Origin of the sequence: Pseudomonas kribbensis, from assembly GCF_003352185.1 — a bacterium.
Lineage (GTDB): Bacteria > Pseudomonadota > Gammaproteobacteria > Pseudomonadales > Pseudomonadaceae > Aquipseudomonas > Aquipseudomonas kribbensis.
Genome location: NZ_CP029608.1, coordinates 6,268,041 through 6,285,286 on the forward strand (window position 1 = coordinate 6,268,041; position 17,246 = coordinate 6,285,286).

13 protein-coding genes are annotated in these 17,246 nt (G+C 62.7%); 2 read left to right on the forward strand and 11 right to left on the reverse strand.

The features are described 5' to 3' along the window. Window positions 1-14 precede the first annotated feature (14 nt). Genes DLD99_RS28780 through hflK (DLD99_RS28795) form a run of 4 tightly spaced genes read right to left on the reverse strand, consistent with a single transcriptional unit; the run spans window position 15 to window position 5,975 of the window. Window positions 15-1,922: a cation-translocating P-type ATPase gene (locus DLD99_RS28780; protein ID WP_114886470.1), complete on the reverse strand. Its 1,908-nt coding sequence runs from the start codon at window positions 1,920-1,922 to the stop codon at window positions 15-17. After that, the gene (gene hflK, locus DLD99_RS28785) at window positions 1,919-2,977 is read right to left on the reverse strand and encodes a protease modulator HflK (RefSeq protein ID WP_114886471.1); all 1,059 of its coding nucleotides are present in this window, start codon (window positions 2,975-2,977) and stop codon (window positions 1,919-1,921) included. Before hflK (DLD99_RS28785) ends, DLD99_RS28780 begins: the two co-directional genes overlap by 4 nt. Next, window positions 2,974-4,020 (reverse strand): protease modulator HflC, encoded by a 1,047-nt coding sequence (gene hflC / locus DLD99_RS28790; RefSeq protein ID WP_114886473.1) that lies wholly within the window; start codon window positions 4,018-4,020, stop codon window positions 2,974-2,976. Before hflC ends, hflK (DLD99_RS28785) begins: the two co-directional genes overlap by 4 nt. Further along, window positions 4,017-5,975, reverse strand: a complete 1,959-nt coding sequence (gene hflK, locus DLD99_RS28795; RefSeq protein ID WP_114886475.1) for a protease modulator HflK — start codon at window positions 5,973-5,975, stop codon at window positions 4,017-4,019. The genes hflC and hflK (DLD99_RS28795) overlap by 4 nt, the downstream gene beginning before the upstream one ends. A 194-nt stretch (window positions 5,976-6,169) precedes the next feature. Between hflK (DLD99_RS28795) and lpdA the strand changes: the two genes are divergently transcribed. Beyond that, window positions 6,170-7,570 carry a dihydrolipoyl dehydrogenase gene (gene lpdA / locus DLD99_RS28800; RefSeq protein ID WP_114886477.1) on the forward strand — a complete coding sequence of 467 codons (1,401 nt, stop codon included), beginning with the start codon at window positions 6,170-6,172 and terminating at the stop codon, window positions 7,568-7,570. Window positions 7,571-7,607: 37 nt separating this feature from the next. Here lpdA and DLD99_RS28805 read toward each other — a convergent pair whose 3' ends face one another. Beyond that, complete coding sequence (locus tag DLD99_RS28805) at window positions 7,608-8,081, reverse strand: Lrp/AsnC family transcriptional regulator (protein ID WP_007954205.1); 474 nt, start codon at window positions 8,079-8,081, stop codon at window positions 7,608-7,610. A gap of 144 nt (window positions 8,082-8,225) precedes the next feature. On the opposite strand from DLD99_RS28805, the gene DLD99_RS28810 reads away from it, so the two are divergent. Beyond that, window positions 8,226-8,855, forward strand: a complete 630-nt coding sequence (locus DLD99_RS28810; RefSeq protein WP_114886479.1) for a LysE family translocator — start codon at window positions 8,226-8,228, stop codon at window positions 8,853-8,855. On the opposite strand, the gene DLD99_RS28815 is transcribed toward DLD99_RS28810, so the two are convergent. The 6 genes from DLD99_RS28815 to DLD99_RS28840 are packed head-to-tail and all read right to left on the reverse strand — an operon-like array spanning window position 8,852 to window position 17,039. Further along, complete coding sequence (locus DLD99_RS28815) at window positions 8,852-10,987, reverse strand: tetratricopeptide repeat protein (RefSeq protein WP_114886481.1); 2,136 nt, start codon at window positions 10,985-10,987, stop codon at window positions 8,852-8,854. The genes DLD99_RS28810 and DLD99_RS28815 overlap by 4 nt on opposite strands. Further along, window positions 10,974-12,167: a DUF3142 domain-containing protein gene (locus tag DLD99_RS28820; protein WP_114886483.1), complete on the reverse strand. Its 1,194-nt coding sequence runs from the start codon at window positions 12,165-12,167 to the stop codon at window positions 10,974-10,976. Before DLD99_RS28820 ends, DLD99_RS28815 begins: the two co-directional genes overlap by 14 nt. A gap of 48 nt (window positions 12,168-12,215) precedes the next feature. Beyond that, window positions 12,216-13,034 (reverse strand): class I SAM-dependent methyltransferase, encoded by an 819-nt coding sequence (locus DLD99_RS28825; protein WP_114886485.1) that lies wholly within the window; start codon window positions 13,032-13,034, stop codon window positions 12,216-12,218. Further along, a complete protein-coding gene (locus DLD99_RS28830; RefSeq protein WP_114886487.1) occupies window positions 13,028-14,182 on the reverse strand; it encodes an acyltransferase family protein in 1,155 nt (384 codons plus the stop codon). The genes DLD99_RS28825 and DLD99_RS28830 overlap by 7 nt, the downstream gene beginning before the upstream one ends. Then, complete coding sequence (locus tag DLD99_RS28835) at window positions 14,179-15,483, reverse strand: glycosyltransferase (RefSeq protein ID WP_114886489.1); 1,305 nt, start codon at window positions 15,481-15,483, stop codon at window positions 14,179-14,181. The genes DLD99_RS28830 and DLD99_RS28835 overlap by 4 nt, the downstream gene beginning before the upstream one ends. After that, the gene (locus DLD99_RS28840; RefSeq protein ID WP_244220766.1) at window positions 15,477-17,039 is read right to left on the reverse strand and encodes a glycosyltransferase; all 1,563 of its coding nucleotides are present in this window, start codon (window positions 17,037-17,039) and stop codon (window positions 15,477-15,479) included. Before DLD99_RS28840 ends, DLD99_RS28835 begins: the two co-directional genes overlap by 7 nt. Window positions 17,040-17,246 lie beyond the last annotated feature (207 nt).

A 17,246-nucleotide genomic window follows, 5' to 3' on the forward strand; every position in this document is an offset into this window, starting at 1 on the left:
AGTTCGAAAAATGATCAGTTCTGCTCGTTCAGCTTCAGCAGCGGCTCCTGGAATCGCAACAAGCGACCGGCATTGCCCAACACCAGCAACGTACTGAGGTTGTGCAGCAACGCAGCAATCATTGCCCCGGCCGCGCCCAGCCAGCCGAATGCGGCGAACACTACAATGGCCAGCGTCCAGCCCAGACCGATGATCACGTTCACTTGCAGCGTGCGCCGACACTGACGGCTGAGGCGCACACAGGTGCCGAGCCGGCGCAGGTCGCTGCCGATCAGCACGATGTCGGCGGACGCCAGCGCAATGTCCGCACCGCCCGCCCCCATCGCAACACCCACCACACCGGCCTTGAGTGCCAGCGAATCGTTGATGCCGTCGCCGACCACCATCGGCCGGAAACCGTTGTCGATTTCCTTCAACACGCGATTGAGTTTGTCTTCGGGCAACGCCTGGGCTTCGACTTCGTGCAGGCCGACATCACGGGCCAGGGTTTGCGCCACGCTTTGACGGTCGCCGGTCAGCAACAATTGCCGACCGAGGCCCAACTCGCGCAGTTCGCTCAAGGCGAATTTCGCTTCCGGTTTGACGCTGTCGGCCAGCAACAGCCAGGCGAGGAATTCACCGTTCAACGCCAGGCCGGCAATCGGGCCGTCGTGATCGGGAATTGAAGTGGTCGGAATGCCCAACTGCGCAAACAGCTCCGGACGACCCAGCGCTGCTTCGCCCTGCTCGGTTCTGGCGACCACGCCCAGACCCTGGCGTTCGTGAATGTCGGTCAGCACCAGCACGTTGTCCGCGTGAACCAGTCCGGCCAGTGCACGACTGACCGGGTGGCTGCTGGCAGCACCAAGACTGGCGGCCAGCGTCATCACCGAATCGTGATCCGCCTGCGCGCTGTTGATCGACTGCAAACGCAATGTGCCGTAAGTCAGAGTCCCGGTCTTGTCCACCACCAGCGAAGTCAGGTCGGCCAATTCTTCGAGGAACGCCGAACTGCGGATCAGAATCCCGTGCCGCGCCGCAACCGCCACACCGGCAATCGCCGTGGCCGGTGCGGACAACACCAGCGCACAAGGACAAGCCGCAACCAGCACCGCCAACATCGCCTGCGCATCGTTGGTGACAAACCAGGTCACCGCCGCCAGCAGCAACACCAGCACCATGTAGCTGCCCGCATAACGCTCCAGCAGCCGAGTGATCGGTGGTTTGGAGCGCTCGGCGTTCTGCATCAGCGCGATGACCTTACCCAGCGTCGATTCATCGCCGGTACGAGTGACTTCGATACGCAACAGCCCATCGAGGTTGATCGCCCCGCCAAACACGGTCATTCCGACGCCCGCCTCAACCGGCACCGACTCACCGGTGATCGACGCTGTGTCGAGGCTGGCCTGCCCGGACAGTACACGACCGTCCGCCGGCACCCGATCGCCGGCCCGCACTTCAACGGTGTCGCCAGCCTTGAGCGTGCCGTTATCGACTTCGATGACCGTGCCGTCCGCCTGGATTTTCCGAGCATGGCTGCGAGTGAGCTGGCCCAACGCGTGAATCGCCTCCTGCGAGCCAATCACGCTGCGCTCCTCCAGCACATGGCCGAAGATCATGATGATCGGCAACAGTGCAGCGGTCAGCAGATCGCCAGTGGCCCAGGCACCGAGCATCGCCAATGCGATCAACTGGTCGGTGATGCCATGCAGGCTCGGATAACGCAGGCTGAACCAAGCCGAACGCATCACCGGTACCGCGACCAATAAAGAAGCAAAACCGAGCAGCAACTGACTGACACCGGTTTGCTCCGGCATCAACCAGCGCCAGATCAATCCGAGCCCGAGCAGGCCGAGGGCGAGCATCGCCAGGGTCAACTGGCGCGCAGCGCGACGTTGCTCGGCCGAAGACAACAGGCTCGGTGCGGCGGTAGTGGCAGTCATTTACTGGCTCCCTGAATGATCAGGCGGGAATCGTCTTTCGGATCGACCGTGGTGACCGACCCGGCCTGGCCGAGAATTTTCGGTATCCGTTCGCGGTAGAGGCGCAGCAGCATTTGCGGGTCGGTGCCATGCTGTCGGGCCTGAGCCAGACTCAGAACAGTGGCGGTATCGGCGGAGGCTTTCGCCAGACGCTCACCGGCCTGGGCGTGGGCCACCTGCAAGGTGCGGTCGGCCAGTTCGTTGGCGGTCTGGGTGATTTTTTCAGCGTCGGTACGGGCATTGGCGACGGCTTTGTCGGCCTGTTGGCTGGCGGTCAGCACGGCATTGAATGCACCGACGGCCGGCTCGGGCAGACTCGATTGCACATCGACCCGGGCCACTTCGATACCGATGCCCTGTCCGCTTGCCTTCAATTCAGCCAAACGTTGGTTGATGCCTTGCACTAGATCACCGCGCAATCGCTCGCGTCGTTCAGCCGCTTGATTGTCAGCTCCGATCAGTTCCGGTCGCGCTACCAGAATGGTGTCCAGATCACGAGCCGCTGTCAGGGCCACCGCGCTGCGAGTCACCAGTCGATCCAGTGCCGGCAGCACATGGTCGCCTTGCAGTACGAAATCGTAGGGATCGGTGACCTTGTAGAACACCCGCACATCCAGCTGCACCACCCCGGCATCACCGGTGAGCAAATAGCCGGAACCGGCCAGTGCATCGCTGATTGGCGTGGCGAATGTCGCGACGCGATCTGCCTGTATTGCAGCAGGACTGCGCAGCAGGTTTTCCACTCGGCGCTCGATGACCCGATCTGCCGCCGGCAGCAACACGACCTGTTCGAACGGCTGCGGCCAAGCCAATAACAACCCGGCATTCTGAATGCGATCCAGTGCGCCGAAATGCATGACCACCGCGCGATTCTGCGGATCGATCTGCCGCACATTGGAAAACGCCCAGGCCAACGCGGCCAACACCGTCACCGCGTACAGGGCAAAAAATGCCAGACGCCCCGCCTGAATCCACGGACTGTTCAACGAATTTGTTCCACGTGGAACTTCACTCATGGCTGAGTTCCGCTCTTGCTGTCCAGATTCGGCGGACCGTCTACCAGTACGCGGAATGGCGCGGCGTCGGTGCGCAGGATCAACTTGGTGTCCGGCGTCACGATAGTGCCGAGGGTGTCCAGTGAGCGCAGCAGGTTATACAGCTGTGGCGATCCGGCATAAGCGCGGCCATAAATCTGCGCGGCTTCGACTCGCGATTGCGCTTCGATTTCAGCCGCTTTCACCGTCGCGTCAGCCTGCACAATTCGCGCATCACGCTCGGCGCCGGAACGAATCTGCGCCGCTTCGCGCTTGCCGATGGCAGTGCGTTCGGTGGCGATGGTTTCACGCTCGGCGCGCATCCGGTCAACCGTTGCGGTGAGTGTCACCGACGGCAAGGTCAGCCGCTCGATGCCCACTTGCACCACGCGCACGCCGTAAGTCGCGAGCAATTGCTGATCGATCTGCTGACGCAACTGCGCTTCGAAATCGGCGATGTGCACCTGACTGGCATCGGTGTTCACCAGATTGGCCAGATCGAAACTGCTGGCGGTGGTCTCCAGTGCCGAGCCGACAAAGGTGCGAATCTGCCGCGCCGCTTCGTCCGGCTGATTCTGCACCGCACGCATGAAACGCTGGACGTTGTCCGCATCACCCTGCACCTGCCACGCGACATACGCTTGCACAATGATCCGCAAACCGTCGCGGGTGCCGACGTCCTGCAAACCGCTCGAGGTGGTGCGCAGACGCAGATCCACCGGGATCGCCGCTTCGAAAGGCGCCGGCCAGCGCCAGCTCAGACCTGGATCCAGCAACACCCGGGACGGGTTGCCGAAGCGGGTGATGACCGTGGCTTCACCGGAACGCACCTGCACCAGACTGGCCGCTGCGATGGCAAACGCCACCAGCAACACGGCCCAGCCCATGCGTCGCCACGGGAAAGGCCCCGCCTCTTCCGGCGCGCCGTGATGATGGTGGTGATGATGCCCGTGATGGTGGTGGCCGCCATGAGCATGGTCGTGACCGCTGTGGTCATGGTGATCGTGAGTATGCGACTGGCTCAATGGGTGGCTCCTGGTTGAGCGGTGGTGCGCGCCGGCGAAGGGTCAGCCGGCAGCGTAAACGTACGCAGGTCGATGGTCGGCGCATTGCTGCTGCCGCCCAGACGATGGTCGAGCACCAACAATTTGGCTTTGCCCAGTCCCTGACTGAGCTGGCTGAGGTATTGCTCCAGCACGAAGGCTTGTCCGGCGCTGGCGTAGGCTTTTTGCTCGGCGCTGAATTTCAGGTCCGCCGCGCGGGCGGTCGAGCTGGTTTCGTGGGCATTGGCGGTGGCTTGGTCGCGAGCGAGGCTGGCCTGCAGCTGTGCCTGATTGCTCGCTTCGGCCGCCGCCCCACGCTCGCGAGAGATCAACGCCTGGGCGCCAATCTGCGCCGCTTGCACGCTGTGATAAGCATTGGCGGCACCGGCCGGCGGGTGAATCGCCTCGACCACAGTGGCGAGAATCTCTACACCGCTATCGAGTTTCTGCAGATCGCTTTGCACGGCTCGGCCGATCTCGTCAGCCAGCCCTACCCTGTCCTGCCCCAGCAAACCGTCGAGGGTGCGCGACGCAAAATCGTGGACGAGAATCCGGCTCGCAGTGCTGCGGATCAGCGTCGGCACATCCGCGCTGTTGTAGGTCGCAGCCAATGCCGCTTGATCGCTGAGGCCGATGCGGTAGACGAAACGCACGTCCATGTTGACGATCTGGAAGCTCTGTTGCTCGCCACGGCTGCTGGCAATGACCTGGGATTTGTCGTTGACGTGGCTGGCATCCCACAAACGGTTGGCGGTAATCGGGGCCGGACCTTCTGCCGGATCCGGCTGAACCGGCACCGGGTTCTCGCCGACGCTGGTCGCCAGTTCGTGCACTACGCCGTTCTCCACGCTCAACACCCGGCCCAACGGCCACGGCAGACCGGCATGCAAACCCGGGCCGAACACCTGCACCGGTTTGCCAAAACGCTCGTAGATGCCACGGCTTTGCAGCGGGATTTCATGAATGCCGGTGAGCAACCAGCCGACTGCCGCCACCAGCACCAGTACCGGCAGGAACGCGCGACGCATGTAGCTGAAGGCCCAGATCTGCCGCAGGTCGATACCGAAGCGATTGTGCAATTCGTGCTGCAACGCGAGCAGCGGTTGTGGTGGCCAACGCAGCAGATCGGCGACGAAACTGCGGGCCAGCAGCACCGGTTCGAGCTGTTCGCGACGTGGACTGAACAACGACAGCACCGCACGCAGCAGCAACTCCGCCGCGACCAGCCCCGGCAGGATGCCGATCAGCACCGCCAGTCGCACAGGCCAGACCGAATTCTCGCTGGCGAACAACAAGCACAATGCGCCCAGCACCAGGCTGATGATCGTCACGCGACTCAACTGCGCCAGCGCACCGGCCTCGGGCCATTGCGCCGGGTTTTCCTGAGCCAGTTGCCGCTCCAGCACCAGCAGACCGAACGCCAGCAGCAGCGCAATCGCCGCGCAGACAGAAGCAGACAATCCCACGGCAGTCGGTTGCAGCGTGAGACTCCATACCTGCTCGATGCCCAGCAACGCCAGCAGCGCCAGACCGCCCAGCCATAATGTCGCTGCACCGATCTGTCCCAGCACATGCAGGCTGCGGCGGCTCAGCCGATCCAGCAGTCGCTCGTACCAGCCGTCCGGCCCGGGCGTTTCCTCCGCGGCGGTAACCGGCACCACCGGGTTGATCACCCGCGCTCGCCAATCGGTCACCCACCACGCCGATTGCAACCCGGCGACCAACACCAGCAACGCCGCGCTCAGATTGACCAACAGCGCCGGCCACAGCGATTGCGAGGCGAATAGGCCAACAAAAAACGCCAGCACCACTCCGACCACGGCCAACCCGCCGAGCCCCATGGCCAACCGGCGCAATCGGCGACCCTGGGCTGCCGCCTGCTGAAAGCGCGGCAAACCGGTCACTTGCGTGCCATCAACGTCCAGATCGACTTGCATAACCCCCCAAAACCCTTGGCTCACTGCTTAACTCGTTACGATATAACGAAAGCAGTGAAATATTTGTACTCATTTGCGCCATTCAAAGTCGCTCAACCTGTCGCGTTCCTGAAGCCTTGACCGAAATGTCCGGAAACGCACATATTACGTACGTAATTTTTAGCGATCCGCATTCTTCAGCCAGGAGTAAGCGCATGAGCAACTATGACGTAGTGATTCTGGGCGGTGGGCCCGGCGGTTATAACGCAGCGATCCGCGCCGGCCAATTGGGCCTCAAGGCCGCGTGCGTGGAAGGCCGCGCCACACTGGGCGGCACCTGCCTCAACGTCGGTTGCATGCCGTCCAAGGCGTTGTTGCACGCGTCCGAACTGTACGATGCGGCAATGGGCGCGGAATTCGCCAACCTCGGCATCGAGGTCAAACCGACGCTCAACCTCGCGCAAATGATGAAGCAGAAGGACGAAAGCGTCGCCGGCCTGACCAAAGGCATCGAATTTCTGTTCCGCAAGAACAAGGTCGACTGGATCAAGGGCTGGGGCCACATCGACGGTCCCGGAAAAGTCAGCGTGACCGGCGATCAGGGCAGCCGGATCGAACTGACCGCCACCGACATCATCATCGCCACCGGTTCCGAGCCCACTCCCCTGCCCGGCGTGGCGATCGACAACCAGCGCATTCTCGACTCAACCGGCGCGTTGTCCTTGAGCGAAGTGCCCAAGCATCTGGTGGTGATCGGTGCCGGCGTGATCGGCCTCGAACTCGGCTCGGTCTGGCGCCGGCTCGGCGCGCAGGTGACGGTGGTGGAATACCTCGACCGCATCTGCCCGGGCGTGGACGGCGAAGCCGGCAAGACCCTGCAGCGCTCGCTGAGCAAACAGGGCATCAGCTTCAAATTGAGTTCGAAAGTCACCAGCGCTACGTCCTCGGCCAGCGGCGTGCAACTGAGCATCGAACCGGCAGCCGGCGGCAGCGCCGAACTGCTGGAAGCCGATTACGTGCTGGTCGCCATCGGTCGTCGCCCCTACACCCAGGGCCTGGGGCTGGAAAACGTCGGCCTCAGCACCGACAAGCGCGGCATGCTTGCCAACAAACACCATCGCACCGAGGCTTCTGGCGTCTGGGTGATCGGCGATGTCACGTCAGGACCGATGCTTGCCCACAAGGCCGAAGACGAAGCCATGGCCTGCATCGAGCAGATCGTCGGCAAGGCGGGTGAGGTCAACTACGACCTGATCCCGAACGTGATCTACACCAAACCGGAGCTGGCCAGCGTCGGCAAGACCGAGGAGCAGCTCAAGGCCGAAGGCCGGGCCTACAAGGTCGGCAAATTCCCGTTCACCGCCAACAGCCGGGCGAAGATCAATCACGAAACCGAAGGCTTTGCCAAAGTCCTCGCCGACGCGCACACCGACGAAGTCCTCGGCGTGCACCTGGTCGGCCCGAGCGTCAGTGAAATGATCGGCGAATATTGCGTGGCCATGGAATTCAGCGCGTCGGCCGAGGACATCGCCCTGACCTGCCACCCTCACCCGACCCGTTCCGAGGCGCTGCGTCAGGCGGCCATGAATGTCGAGGGTATGGCGACGCAGATGTAAGCACGTTGAAGATACTTCCCGTGCAATGCGGGAAGTATCAGGACGGCAGATGCCCCAGCGGCAGCGCTCCCGGGGTCTTCACCGTATGAATGGCAAAATTGCTGCGAATATCGCTCACGCCCGGCAACTTCAGCAGACAACCGGTTAAAAAACGGTCGTAGGCGCGCAGATCCGGCACCACCACTTGCAGCAGAAAGTCCGATTCCCCGGACACCAGAAACGCCGAAATCACCTCCGGCAATGCCGTCACTGCGCGATGAAACGCCTCGGCCTGTTCATCGTTGTGCCGTTCCACCTTGACCCCGACGAACACCGTCAGCCCCAGCCCTACCTCATCGCGGTCCAGGTTCGCCTGATAACCGCGAATCACCCCCGCCTCTTCGAGCATCCGCACCCGACGCAGACAAGGCGATGCGGACAAACCGATTTCGTCCGCCAGTTGCACGTTGCTCAGGCGCCCGTCCCGTTGCAGCGCGGCGAGAATCTTGCGATCGAAAGCGTCGAGTTTCATGGTTGGCAGATCCTGATGGTGTAACCGCAAAAAGAAAGCAGGTTATGCCAATCCACGAGGTTATAGAAGCGAACTACGCAAGCACCTGCCCTGCCCCTCGGTCATAGACTGGTTGCACCGAATCGACAACGAAAGGGGGGCGACATGGCGAGTCTCTGGCTGTTTTTCCTGGCTTTGGCGGTGGTCTATCTGCTGCCCGGCCCGGACATGATCCTGTTGCTGCAGACCGGTGCCCGCCAGGGTCGCGGTGCAGCGCTGGCCACGGCAGTGGGTCTGGCGGTTGCCCGAGGTTGTCATGTAGCGCTCGCGGCGCTGGGACTGGCGGCGCTGTTCAAGGCTGCGCCGTGGACGTTCGATGCGGTGCGGATGGCCGGGGCGGCGTACTTGCTGTGGATCGGCATTCAATGCCTGCGCACCACGCTGCTGCCGGATCTGAACGCCGGCACCGTAACGGCGAGCCATGGCCAGTGGCGCGCAGCGATCCGCCGTGGCCTGCTGACCAACCTGCTCAACCCGAAAGCCTTGTTGTTCTGCTCGGTGCTGCTGCCGCAGTTCATCGTGGCGGATGGTGCACCGGTGCTGACGCAGTTTGCGGTGCTTGGTGCAATGCTGGTGGCCGCAGGATTGCTGTTCGACAGCGCCTATGCCTTGCTCGGCACCGCGCTGGGCCGCTGGCTGAAACACAGCCCGACGGCCCAACGGGTGCAGCAGTGGTTATTCGGCAGCCTGTTGATCGGCTTTGCCGTGCGCCTGACCTTCGTGCAGCAGGCTTAAGTTTTGCGGGCCTTGCGCTGACGGCGGGTAACCAGCAACAACGCAACGGCCGTGAACGCGACAATCGCACCGATCACCGGCCACTTGTAGGGCCGCAGAGTCGAACGCACCGAATCGGTCACCTGAGTGACATAGCGCTTATCGGCATTTTCGAAGTCGGGATACGGGCACTGATGACCGAAATCCACGGCCCATGGAACGTAAGGCCCTTCATCGACATAGCGCTTGTACAACGCACTTTGCTCTTCCAGGCTGCTGTTCCAACCGGCTGCCGAGCACAGCACGGCAGCGAACGCCTGACTGGTGTGCGGCAGGTTATCCGCCGCACGACTGGCCAACGCCGTGGCAACGAACCGGTAGTGATAGCGCTCATCCGGCTGCGCTTCACTGGCCTTCTGCCGTTGCACCTCGGCTTCGCTCACCAGCGGCCCGACTTTCAGCTCGGTGCTTTCCAGGCTGTAGTTGCCGCCGAAGGTTGCGTAATCCGGGGCCATTTCGTAGCCCAGGATGTCCATGCCCCATTCGCGGGCCGTCCACGCGGCATTGAACAGCGCACTGGCACGCTTGGTCGGCCACCACGCCGAATCGGCTTTTATCCGTTGCTGGCCGTAGAGCCGGGCCTTGTGCTGCAAATCGGGATTGTCGAAATAACCGACCGCCTCTTCGTAGTGACCCTCACGCAACATGCGTCGACCCAGCAGATTGCGCAGGCTCGCGGCCACCGGCAGCGGCACGTAATTGTCGCGATCCTTCTGGCTCAGCGCGGGCGGTGCCGGAACCTTGGCATCGACATACTGTTTGAGCTCATCAAGCGTCAGAACCCGCTCGGCCACGGTCGCTGCGTCGAACCAGTAAATGCTCTGGCTGCGATACAACTGATCGAACGCCTGCAGATACTCGCCACGTTGCAGCGCCAGAATCGCGCTTTCACCTTCGACCCGGCACTTGGGCTGAAGGGATTCCAGATTCCAGTCGGCGGTACGCCGTTCACCCCAGGACTCGTCCTGCGGGAAGGCTTGCGCGGCTTTGGCATAAGCCGCTACAGCGGCGTTTTTATCGCCATCGCGCACCGCCAGTTTCGCCCGCAGCCACCACGCCAGGCCGCTGTCGCCGGCGTGTTCGAGGAACGCCTTGGCGCTGGCGTAATCGCCCTGTTGATAATTCATGGCCGCCAGGCGATCCGCGTTATCGAGGCTGCCACGGGTGCTTTCCTGCAGGGCCTTGATCAGTTTTTTCTCGTTCGGCGGCTCATCGCCGAACGACCAGCCGATCCGGCTGATCAGCGAGGCGGTGACCAATTGCTGTACGGCTTTGCCACGCAGCAACTTTTCCAGTCGATCCTCGGGTTCTTCGGCCAGATCGTTCATCAACAACTTCAGCGAGGTGTAGCCGACGTTCGAGCCATGCAGGTTTTGCGTGGCATAGAGCTCAATGGCCTTGTCCCAGCTGCCCGCCGTGCGCAGCGCTCGCGCCTCTTCTCCGAGGCTGGCCACGCCCAGCTCCAGCGGATCGCTGAAACCGTCGATGCTCAGTTGCCGCGTCTGGCGGAAGGCTTCGATGGCGTTTTCCAGCGCCTCAAGCGCATCACCCGCTTCGCTGCTCATGGCGAAGAACGCCCGGCCCAGCGAGTAAGCGGCCCAGGTGCTGCGCAGCGCGCGTTGATCGGCCGGCAGCGCCAGCAACTGGCGGAAATATTCGACGGCCAGTTGATGATCGCCAGCGCCGAACGCCACGGCACCCGCCACATACAGACGCAGCTCCGCCGGCAGGCTCGCGCCCTGCTCCTCGACCTGACGCGCATCGGTGAGGCTGCGCAGTTGCTTGACCAGCGCCTGCTGCTCCGCGCTCAGGCCCTGCTGCTCGGCCTTCTCGCGCAACTCAGCGGGCTCCTTCGGTTCACCATAGATGTCGTCCGGGTTGTACGTCACCGCCGTGACGTTCTTCAACCCGGGAATGGCTTTGCCGAGGCGACTGATCTCGAACCTGAAGTTACCCTCCGGCAGTTCCGCCAGGGATTGCCCGCGATCGTCGAGCAGACGCATCGGGAAATCCGGGCCGCAGGCCAGCGCCGATCCCAGCGGCAGGCTGAGGCTCAGGCAAAGCAGATGGCGGGGCCAGTTACGGGTCAACATGCGAACCTCCTTGATCAATATTTGCGCAACGTGCCCAACCGATCGCACGCTGCCCGCCCGCCGGCAATCGGCCGTCGCGCAAGCGGGTGAAGGTAAGCAGATCCGCAGTCTGTTGCAATGCATAACCGGCGAGCGCGTCAGCGCCTTCGCAACCCCGGGCGTTGACCGTGATGCGCGCGGGCCACGCGCTGTCCAGGTTGCCGACGTTACGCAGGGCGATGTCTTGCAGGCCGTTGTGTTCGGTGAACGTCAGGCCGAGCTGGCTGCTCAACGCATCGCCTCGGGCGACTGCCCGCAGCGTGCTCAGACTCCAGGCCCTGCGGTCGTTGGCCAGCGGCAGGCGAAACCAGATCAGACCGGCCAGATGCGCCGGGCGATCCTCGCGTAATTCAATGGCCAGCCGGCTCAGTTGCTGCGGATCGGCGAGCAACTCGCGTCGCTCGCCGCTGCGTTCCAGTGTGACTTCACTCTCCACCACCGGAGCGCCACTGGCGTCCGGCAACAGCGCCACGCCATAGGCTGGCAGCGCCAGGTAGAACGGTCTGTCGGTCACCCTCCCCCAGGCGTTGGCCCAGCGCCGGGCCTGCTCGGGGTCGAACAGACCTCGACGGGGATCGCTGACGGCGTGCACCTGCAACACACTGCTGTCGACAGCCGCCAGCAGCGCCGGCAATTGCGGGCTGTCGAGCCAGGCGGGCAATGCGGTGATGCTCAAGGGCAGGTTGGCCGGCAATGCGCCGCGCAAATGAACGAGGAACCTGGTGTAGTCCGGCAATCGGGCATTGCCGGCGTCATGGTCGATCTCGACGCCGCTCGGGGTCAGTCCCTGCCCTTGCCAGTCGGCGAGCACCTGCAGGATCTGCGCCGTGACGGCTTGCTGGTCGAGCGCCTGGAGCTGGCCGTCGAGGCGAATCACCGCAATCAGCGGTCGGGCATCCTGCTTCAGCAGCGCGAAATCGACTCGCGCCCGACTCCATCCGGCATTCGGGAAGGCTTGCAGCGCTAGCACCCGAAGCGTCGAGAAGTCGCCATGACTGCCCTTCAGGGCGAGTTCATGGGCCGGCGTCCATTGCCGTTGCCAGACGTAGAGTTGCTGATCGAGCGGCGCGGCATCCTGGCGTTCACAGGCACACAGCAGCAACACCGCCACCACGGCTGACCACCCGATAAAAAAGCGCATACCTTGCAGATCCCTGAAACATCAGGCTGCAAGGTTACACAAAAGCACTCAGGGCTTGCGGGCGATGATCACCTGACTTTTCGCCACCACCGCATCCAGTGCCTGCTTGATCTGCGCGCCGCGCGGCGAGTCGAGCACCGCTTGCCAGGTCTCGGCCCAATGGTTGAGCAGCGGATGATCCGGGTTGCTGAATTCGACCTTGGCTTCCCAGAACAGCATCATCCACATCGACCAGTAAAACCCGTACTGGCTGTGGCTGATGATCTCCAGCCCGGCCTCGCTGACCATCGCCTTGAACTGCTCTTCACTGATGATGCGAATGTGGTTGGGCTTCTGGAAATACTCCGGTGCGGCGATGTCTTTCTGCAAATCTTCGGAGCTCGGGTGAGGGACGCTCAGCAAATACAGCGCACCCGACTGGCCGACACGTACCAGTTCGGCAAGGAACTGTGCCGGGTCATCGACGTGTTCGATGACTTCAGTGGACACCACGCGTGTGGCGGTGCCATCGGCGATCGGCAGCGGGTTGCAGTCGGTAACGTGGCACTCGACGCCGCGGGCCGGTGTATCGCTCAAGCGCTGGCGGGTGGCTTCGACCTTGGCGCCATCGATGTCGGCGATGATGATTTTCGCCCCGCGCATGCCACAGAAATGGACGTTGCCACCGTCGCCACATCCGACGTCGAGCAAGGTGTCATCGGCGGTCACCGGAAAGCCTTTGAACAGCTCGCCGGTCTCCTGGTTGAACCAGCCACTGAGCATTGCATCGTGCAGGCCGAGTATATACGGATCGACTTTGTCGGCAGCAGGCTGCGAGGCTACCGGGACGGACGTCGGCGCCGTGAGTTTCTTCAAAAGGCTCAGCATGAGGTGGCTCCAGAGGATGGGACGGCGTTGCGCGATGTACCGAGGCGTCGCACCAGGGCGGCGCCGCGATTGCGCATCGGCATTTCGATGAAACGATAATTCAGCTCGCTGAGCAGCACGATCAGGCTACCGGCAATCAGCAGCGTCACGACCGGATGCCCCGCCGGGCTCGGCAGACCGGCACTCTGCAATCGGAAGATCAGTTCCCGCACCAGTTGATAGGCCGGGATGTGGATCAGATACATGCCGTAGGAGCGGCTGCCGATCCATGCCATCAGCCGCTGCACTCTACCGGCCGGCAGCAGGTAATCGCGGTTGTACGAAGCGATCCATACCAGCAGTGCGCCAAGGACGGCAATCGAGCCGATCCGGTAAGAGACGAAGGTGAAACGGTCGGTGGCCATGTAGCTCAACAGCAGCGCCAGCACGATCAGCGCAGTCACACCGGCCCACGGACGACGCAGGAAGGTCGGCTCCCATCGCCGCCAGGACGGCTGCGCGCTCCACATTGCCAGCAACACGCCGAGGGCCAGCGCATCGGTACGGATCACCATCAGTATCGGCGTGCGCAGGGTGAACAGTTGCACCGCGACCAGCGCCAGCAACGCCCAGACCAGACGCTTGCGGCACACCAGAATCAGCAGCGGGAACAGCAGATAGAACTGCTCCTCCAGCGACAGGCTCCAGTACACGAAACTGCTGCCGTACTCGTAATGAAAAAAGCTGTCGGCAAAGCGGAAGTTGGCGTATTGCAACACGCCCGCCAGCGTCGCTTGCAGGTTGGCGGGCAGCGTGCCGAAAGCCCCGGAGCGATTGATAAATACGCACGCGAGCAGCATGAGCGCCAGCCATAACCAGGCCGACGGCAACAGACGGAAGGCCCGGCGCAGCCAGAAGTTGCGCGTCTGCTCCCAGTATTCCTGACGGGTCGAACAACCTTGCAGCGCCGGGATCAGGCTGCGGGCGATGACAAACCCGGAGATGGCAAAAAACAGGTCAACGCCCCACCACGGCTGGGCCCAGGCGTGGATTTTTTCCAGCAATGGCACCGGATCGGTGAACAGGCTGCCCTGCATATGATGAATCAGCACACCCAGCACTGCGATCGCTCGCAGTACTTCGATGTCCAGGATTCGTTTGCCGCTCATGCCCGGGACACCGTTGTATCTGTAGCGGCCCGGTGCTCGAACAACTGCGCGAGAAAGACCTGCAAACGCTGCTCGGCCACCGCCTGGCTGCAGAATCCCTGCAGGCTGCTGACCGCCCCGGCGGCCATTTGCGCATATCGCTGCGGATCGTGTTTCGCGACCTCATAGCTGTTGCGATAGGCGACGCAGACCGACGCCCAGTTGGTCATGTAGCGCAATGTTCGGAACGCCTTGCGCGGATCGTGAGGCCATGCGGTGAGTTCGTCCGTGGACTCGACCAGGAACGCATTGTCTTCGCTCAGATAATCGATCATCGCCGTGGTGCGCGGCGCCACCGCCGGCTTGCCGCAGGACATGAATTCCATCAGCGGCAGGCACTGGCCTTCGCCGTAGGACGTGTTCACCACATAACGAGTGGCCTGCACCAGTCGCTCGTAGTCCGCGTCCGCGAGGTAGCCATAGATCAGCACGATGCGGCAGCGGTAAGATTGGTTTTTGTATAGGTGATGAAGGATGTCGCTGAGGGCTTCTTCGGCATCGTGGTGGGTGAGCTTGAGCACCAGGGTGGCGTCTTCGACCTCACGGAACGTCACGCAGAACGCACTGAGCATGTCTTCCCAGTTCTTGCGTCCGTCGCCGGGGTTGAACACCGAGGTGTACACCACGCCGTCCAGCAGCAGCTCCTGCTCGCGCACCGGCGCCTGGAAGTCGATGCCCTTGCCTCGGCGCAGAGGCTTCGGGCCGAAGGCGTCGAGATCGAGCTGGCGACTGTCGGCCACCAGCCCCTTGATCTTCAGACGTACCGGCCCCGTCGAGGGCTGGCCTTGCAGCTGGGCGCCCCGGGCGGCAAAGCGGTCCCACACCGGCGCCGGCACCGCGACAATCGGGTAGTCGGCGCCCATGGCCTCGCGCACCGCGTTGACCGTGTAGCTGGAGTGAGTGATCGCCGCCCCGCAGGCGCGCAACACCGTGCGCCAGTCATTGCGTGGCTCGCCGTCGAAAGGCTCGTTGGGGATGGTGCTGAATTCCCAGGCGAACACCGGCAATGTCGGGCACACCAGATGGATCGGCGTGCGGTGCGGCGGCGAGAACGACAGAAACACGCACGGTTCGCCTCGGGCCAGACATTCCAGGTACAGCGCATCGACTTCGTGGGCCGGATCCGCCACTTCCACTACGCGTCCGAGACGCTCGAGCACCGGGCGGTATTCTTTGAGCACGAAGTAATAGCTGTACTCGGAACGGCCGAGGTTCTGCGCGATGGTGTGCTGGTTGGTTTCCGAATGAATGATGATCAGCATGAGGCGTTGTCCGTCACGAGGGCGGCATCGGCAGCCGCCGGAACCAGGCCGAAGAAGTCCGCCAGACGCTGCTGTACCGGGGCGAAGGCGCAGTAGTCGTGCATGCGTTCGACGGCGGCGACCGACATTCGGCGATAGTCCTGCGGCTGTGTCTTGGCCATCCGGTAACTGTTCTCGTAGGCACGTTTGAGCGAGCCCCAGTCCGGCCGGTGACGCAGGGTGCGGTAGAGGATGCGGGTGTCCTGGGGCCAGATCGTCAGTTCTTCGCTGGACTCGACGACGAAGGCCACTGCATCGTCGATGTAGTCCTCCATCGCCGTGTGATCCGGAGCAATCACCGGTTTGCCGCTGGACATGAACTCCATCAGCGGCAGGCACAAGCCTTCGCAGCGTGACGCGTTGACGTAAAAACTGGCGGCCTGGTAAAGCCGCGCATATTGCGGATCATCCAGATAGCCATGCATCACAAGTACCCGGCAGGCGAACGGCGTCAGTTGCGCCAGCAAGGTCATCAGTTCGCTGTAGTAGGACGCCAGATCGTTCTGGGTGATCTTCAACACAAGCGTCGCGTCAGGTGTTTCGCGAAAGGCCCAGCAGAACGCCGTGATCAAGTGATGCCAGTTCTTGCGGCCATCCCTGGGGTTGAACACGGTGACGTAGACCACGCCATCGACGGTGGTTTCCACCACTGCCGAAGTGTCCGGCAGGTTCAGCGGCGGGGGTTCGTCCACTGCCACTTCATGGGGGCCGGCAATGTTCGGCAGGCGTCGTTCGAGCCAGGCATGGGCCTTGTCCGAAAACAGATCGCGAAAGCCTTCCCAGTAGCCGTGGTGCAGGTATTTCACGCGGGCCATGGGCTTGGGTTGATCGCTCGGGTTCAGCGCCCACAGACGCAGGTAATGGCGGGCAATGACCAGTCGACGCTTGAGTGTCAGGGGTGGCGGGCGCCGTGCCTCGATCTCGGCCAGTTGTTCGGCGGTCAGTGGTTTGGGCAGCAGGTCATCGGCACAGAGCCCCAGCGTACGGCTGTCGAAAATGCAGCCCTTGATCGCCAGGGTCGTTCCGGAGTTGATCGGCGCGCTGACATGTTGCTCTCGAATGGCCGCGAAGTTTTCCCACAGCGGGGTCGGCAATACCAGTACCGGAAAGTCTTCGCCCATGGCCCGGCGAATCGCTCGGGCGGTGTGGCTCGACAGCGTGATGACCCGGCCTTGCCGTGCGAGCATCTGTGTCCAGTCCTGACGCTGATCACCGTCCCACGACTCATCGGGGATGGAGTCGAATTCCCAGGCAATCACGCAGATCGTCGGGCATTCCAGATCGGTCGGGGTATTTTGCGGCGGGGTGAAGGACAGGAACACACTGCTTTCGCCGGAGGCAAGCAGTTGTCGATACAGTGGATCGACTTCGTCGCGAGTGGACACCACATGCACCCGGCCCAGGCTTTCGAGCACCGGACGATAGGCCTTGAGCACGAAGTAATAGCTGTATTCGGGACGCCCGAGACTCTGGCTGATGGAGCGGTCGTTGACATCCGAGTAGAGAATGAAATTCATGGCATCCCACGGTGCGACCGCCATCCCGGCAGCCTCACGCTATGACGGCCAGGCTTCGAACGGGTCGGCATGGCCGACAATCGTCCTGTGTCCCGAAGCACGTCGTCGTTCTTGTTTTAGTGGTCAGTTTCACCGTGCCGCGCTACCACTCTGGCAACGCTCGGCAAACTGCGACGAGGGGCATTCTAAACACATCCGTTCGGGATT

Coding starts and splice junctions, on each gene's coding strand:
- DLD99_RS28780 (WP_114886470.1), bottom strand. CDS start 1,922: ATGACTGCCACTACCGCCGCACCGAGCCTGTTGTCTTCGGCCGAGCAA.
- hflK (WP_114886471.1), bottom strand. CDS start 2,977: ATGAGTGAAGTTCCACGTGGAACAAATTCGTTGAACAGTCCGTGGATT.
- hflK (WP_114886475.1), bottom strand. CDS start 5,975: ATGCAAGTCGATCTGGACGTTGATGGCACGCAAGTGACCGGTTTGCCG.
- lpdA (WP_114886477.1), top strand. CDS start 6,170: ATGAGCAACTATGACGTAGTGATTCTGGGCGGTGGGCCCGGCGGTTAT.
- DLD99_RS28805 (WP_007954205.1), bottom strand. CDS start 8,081: ATGAAACTCGACGCTTTCGATCGCAAGATTCTCGCCGCGCTGCAACGG.
- DLD99_RS28810 (WP_114886479.1), top strand. CDS start 8,226: ATGGCGAGTCTCTGGCTGTTTTTCCTGGCTTTGGCGGTGGTCTATCTG.
- DLD99_RS28815 (WP_114886481.1), bottom strand. CDS start 10,987: ATGTTGACCCGTAACTGGCCCCGCCATCTGCTTTGCCTGAGCCTCAGC.
- DLD99_RS28820 (WP_114886483.1), bottom strand. CDS start 12,167: ATGCGCTTTTTTATCGGGTGGTCAGCCGTGGTGGCGGTGTTGCTGCTG.
- DLD99_RS28825 (WP_114886485.1), bottom strand. CDS start 13,034: ATGCTGAGCCTTTTGAAGAAACTCACGGCGCCGACGTCCGTCCCGGTA.
- DLD99_RS28830 (WP_114886487.1), bottom strand. CDS start 14,182: ATGAGCGGCAAACGAATCCTGGACATCGAAGTACTGCGAGCGATCGCA.
- DLD99_RS28835 (WP_114886489.1), bottom strand. CDS start 15,483: ATGCTGATCATCATTCATTCGGAAACCAACCAGCACACCATCGCGCAG.
- DLD99_RS28840 (WP_244220766.1), bottom strand. CDS start 17,039: ATGAATTTCATTCTCTACTCGGATGTCAACGACCGCTCCATCAGCCAG.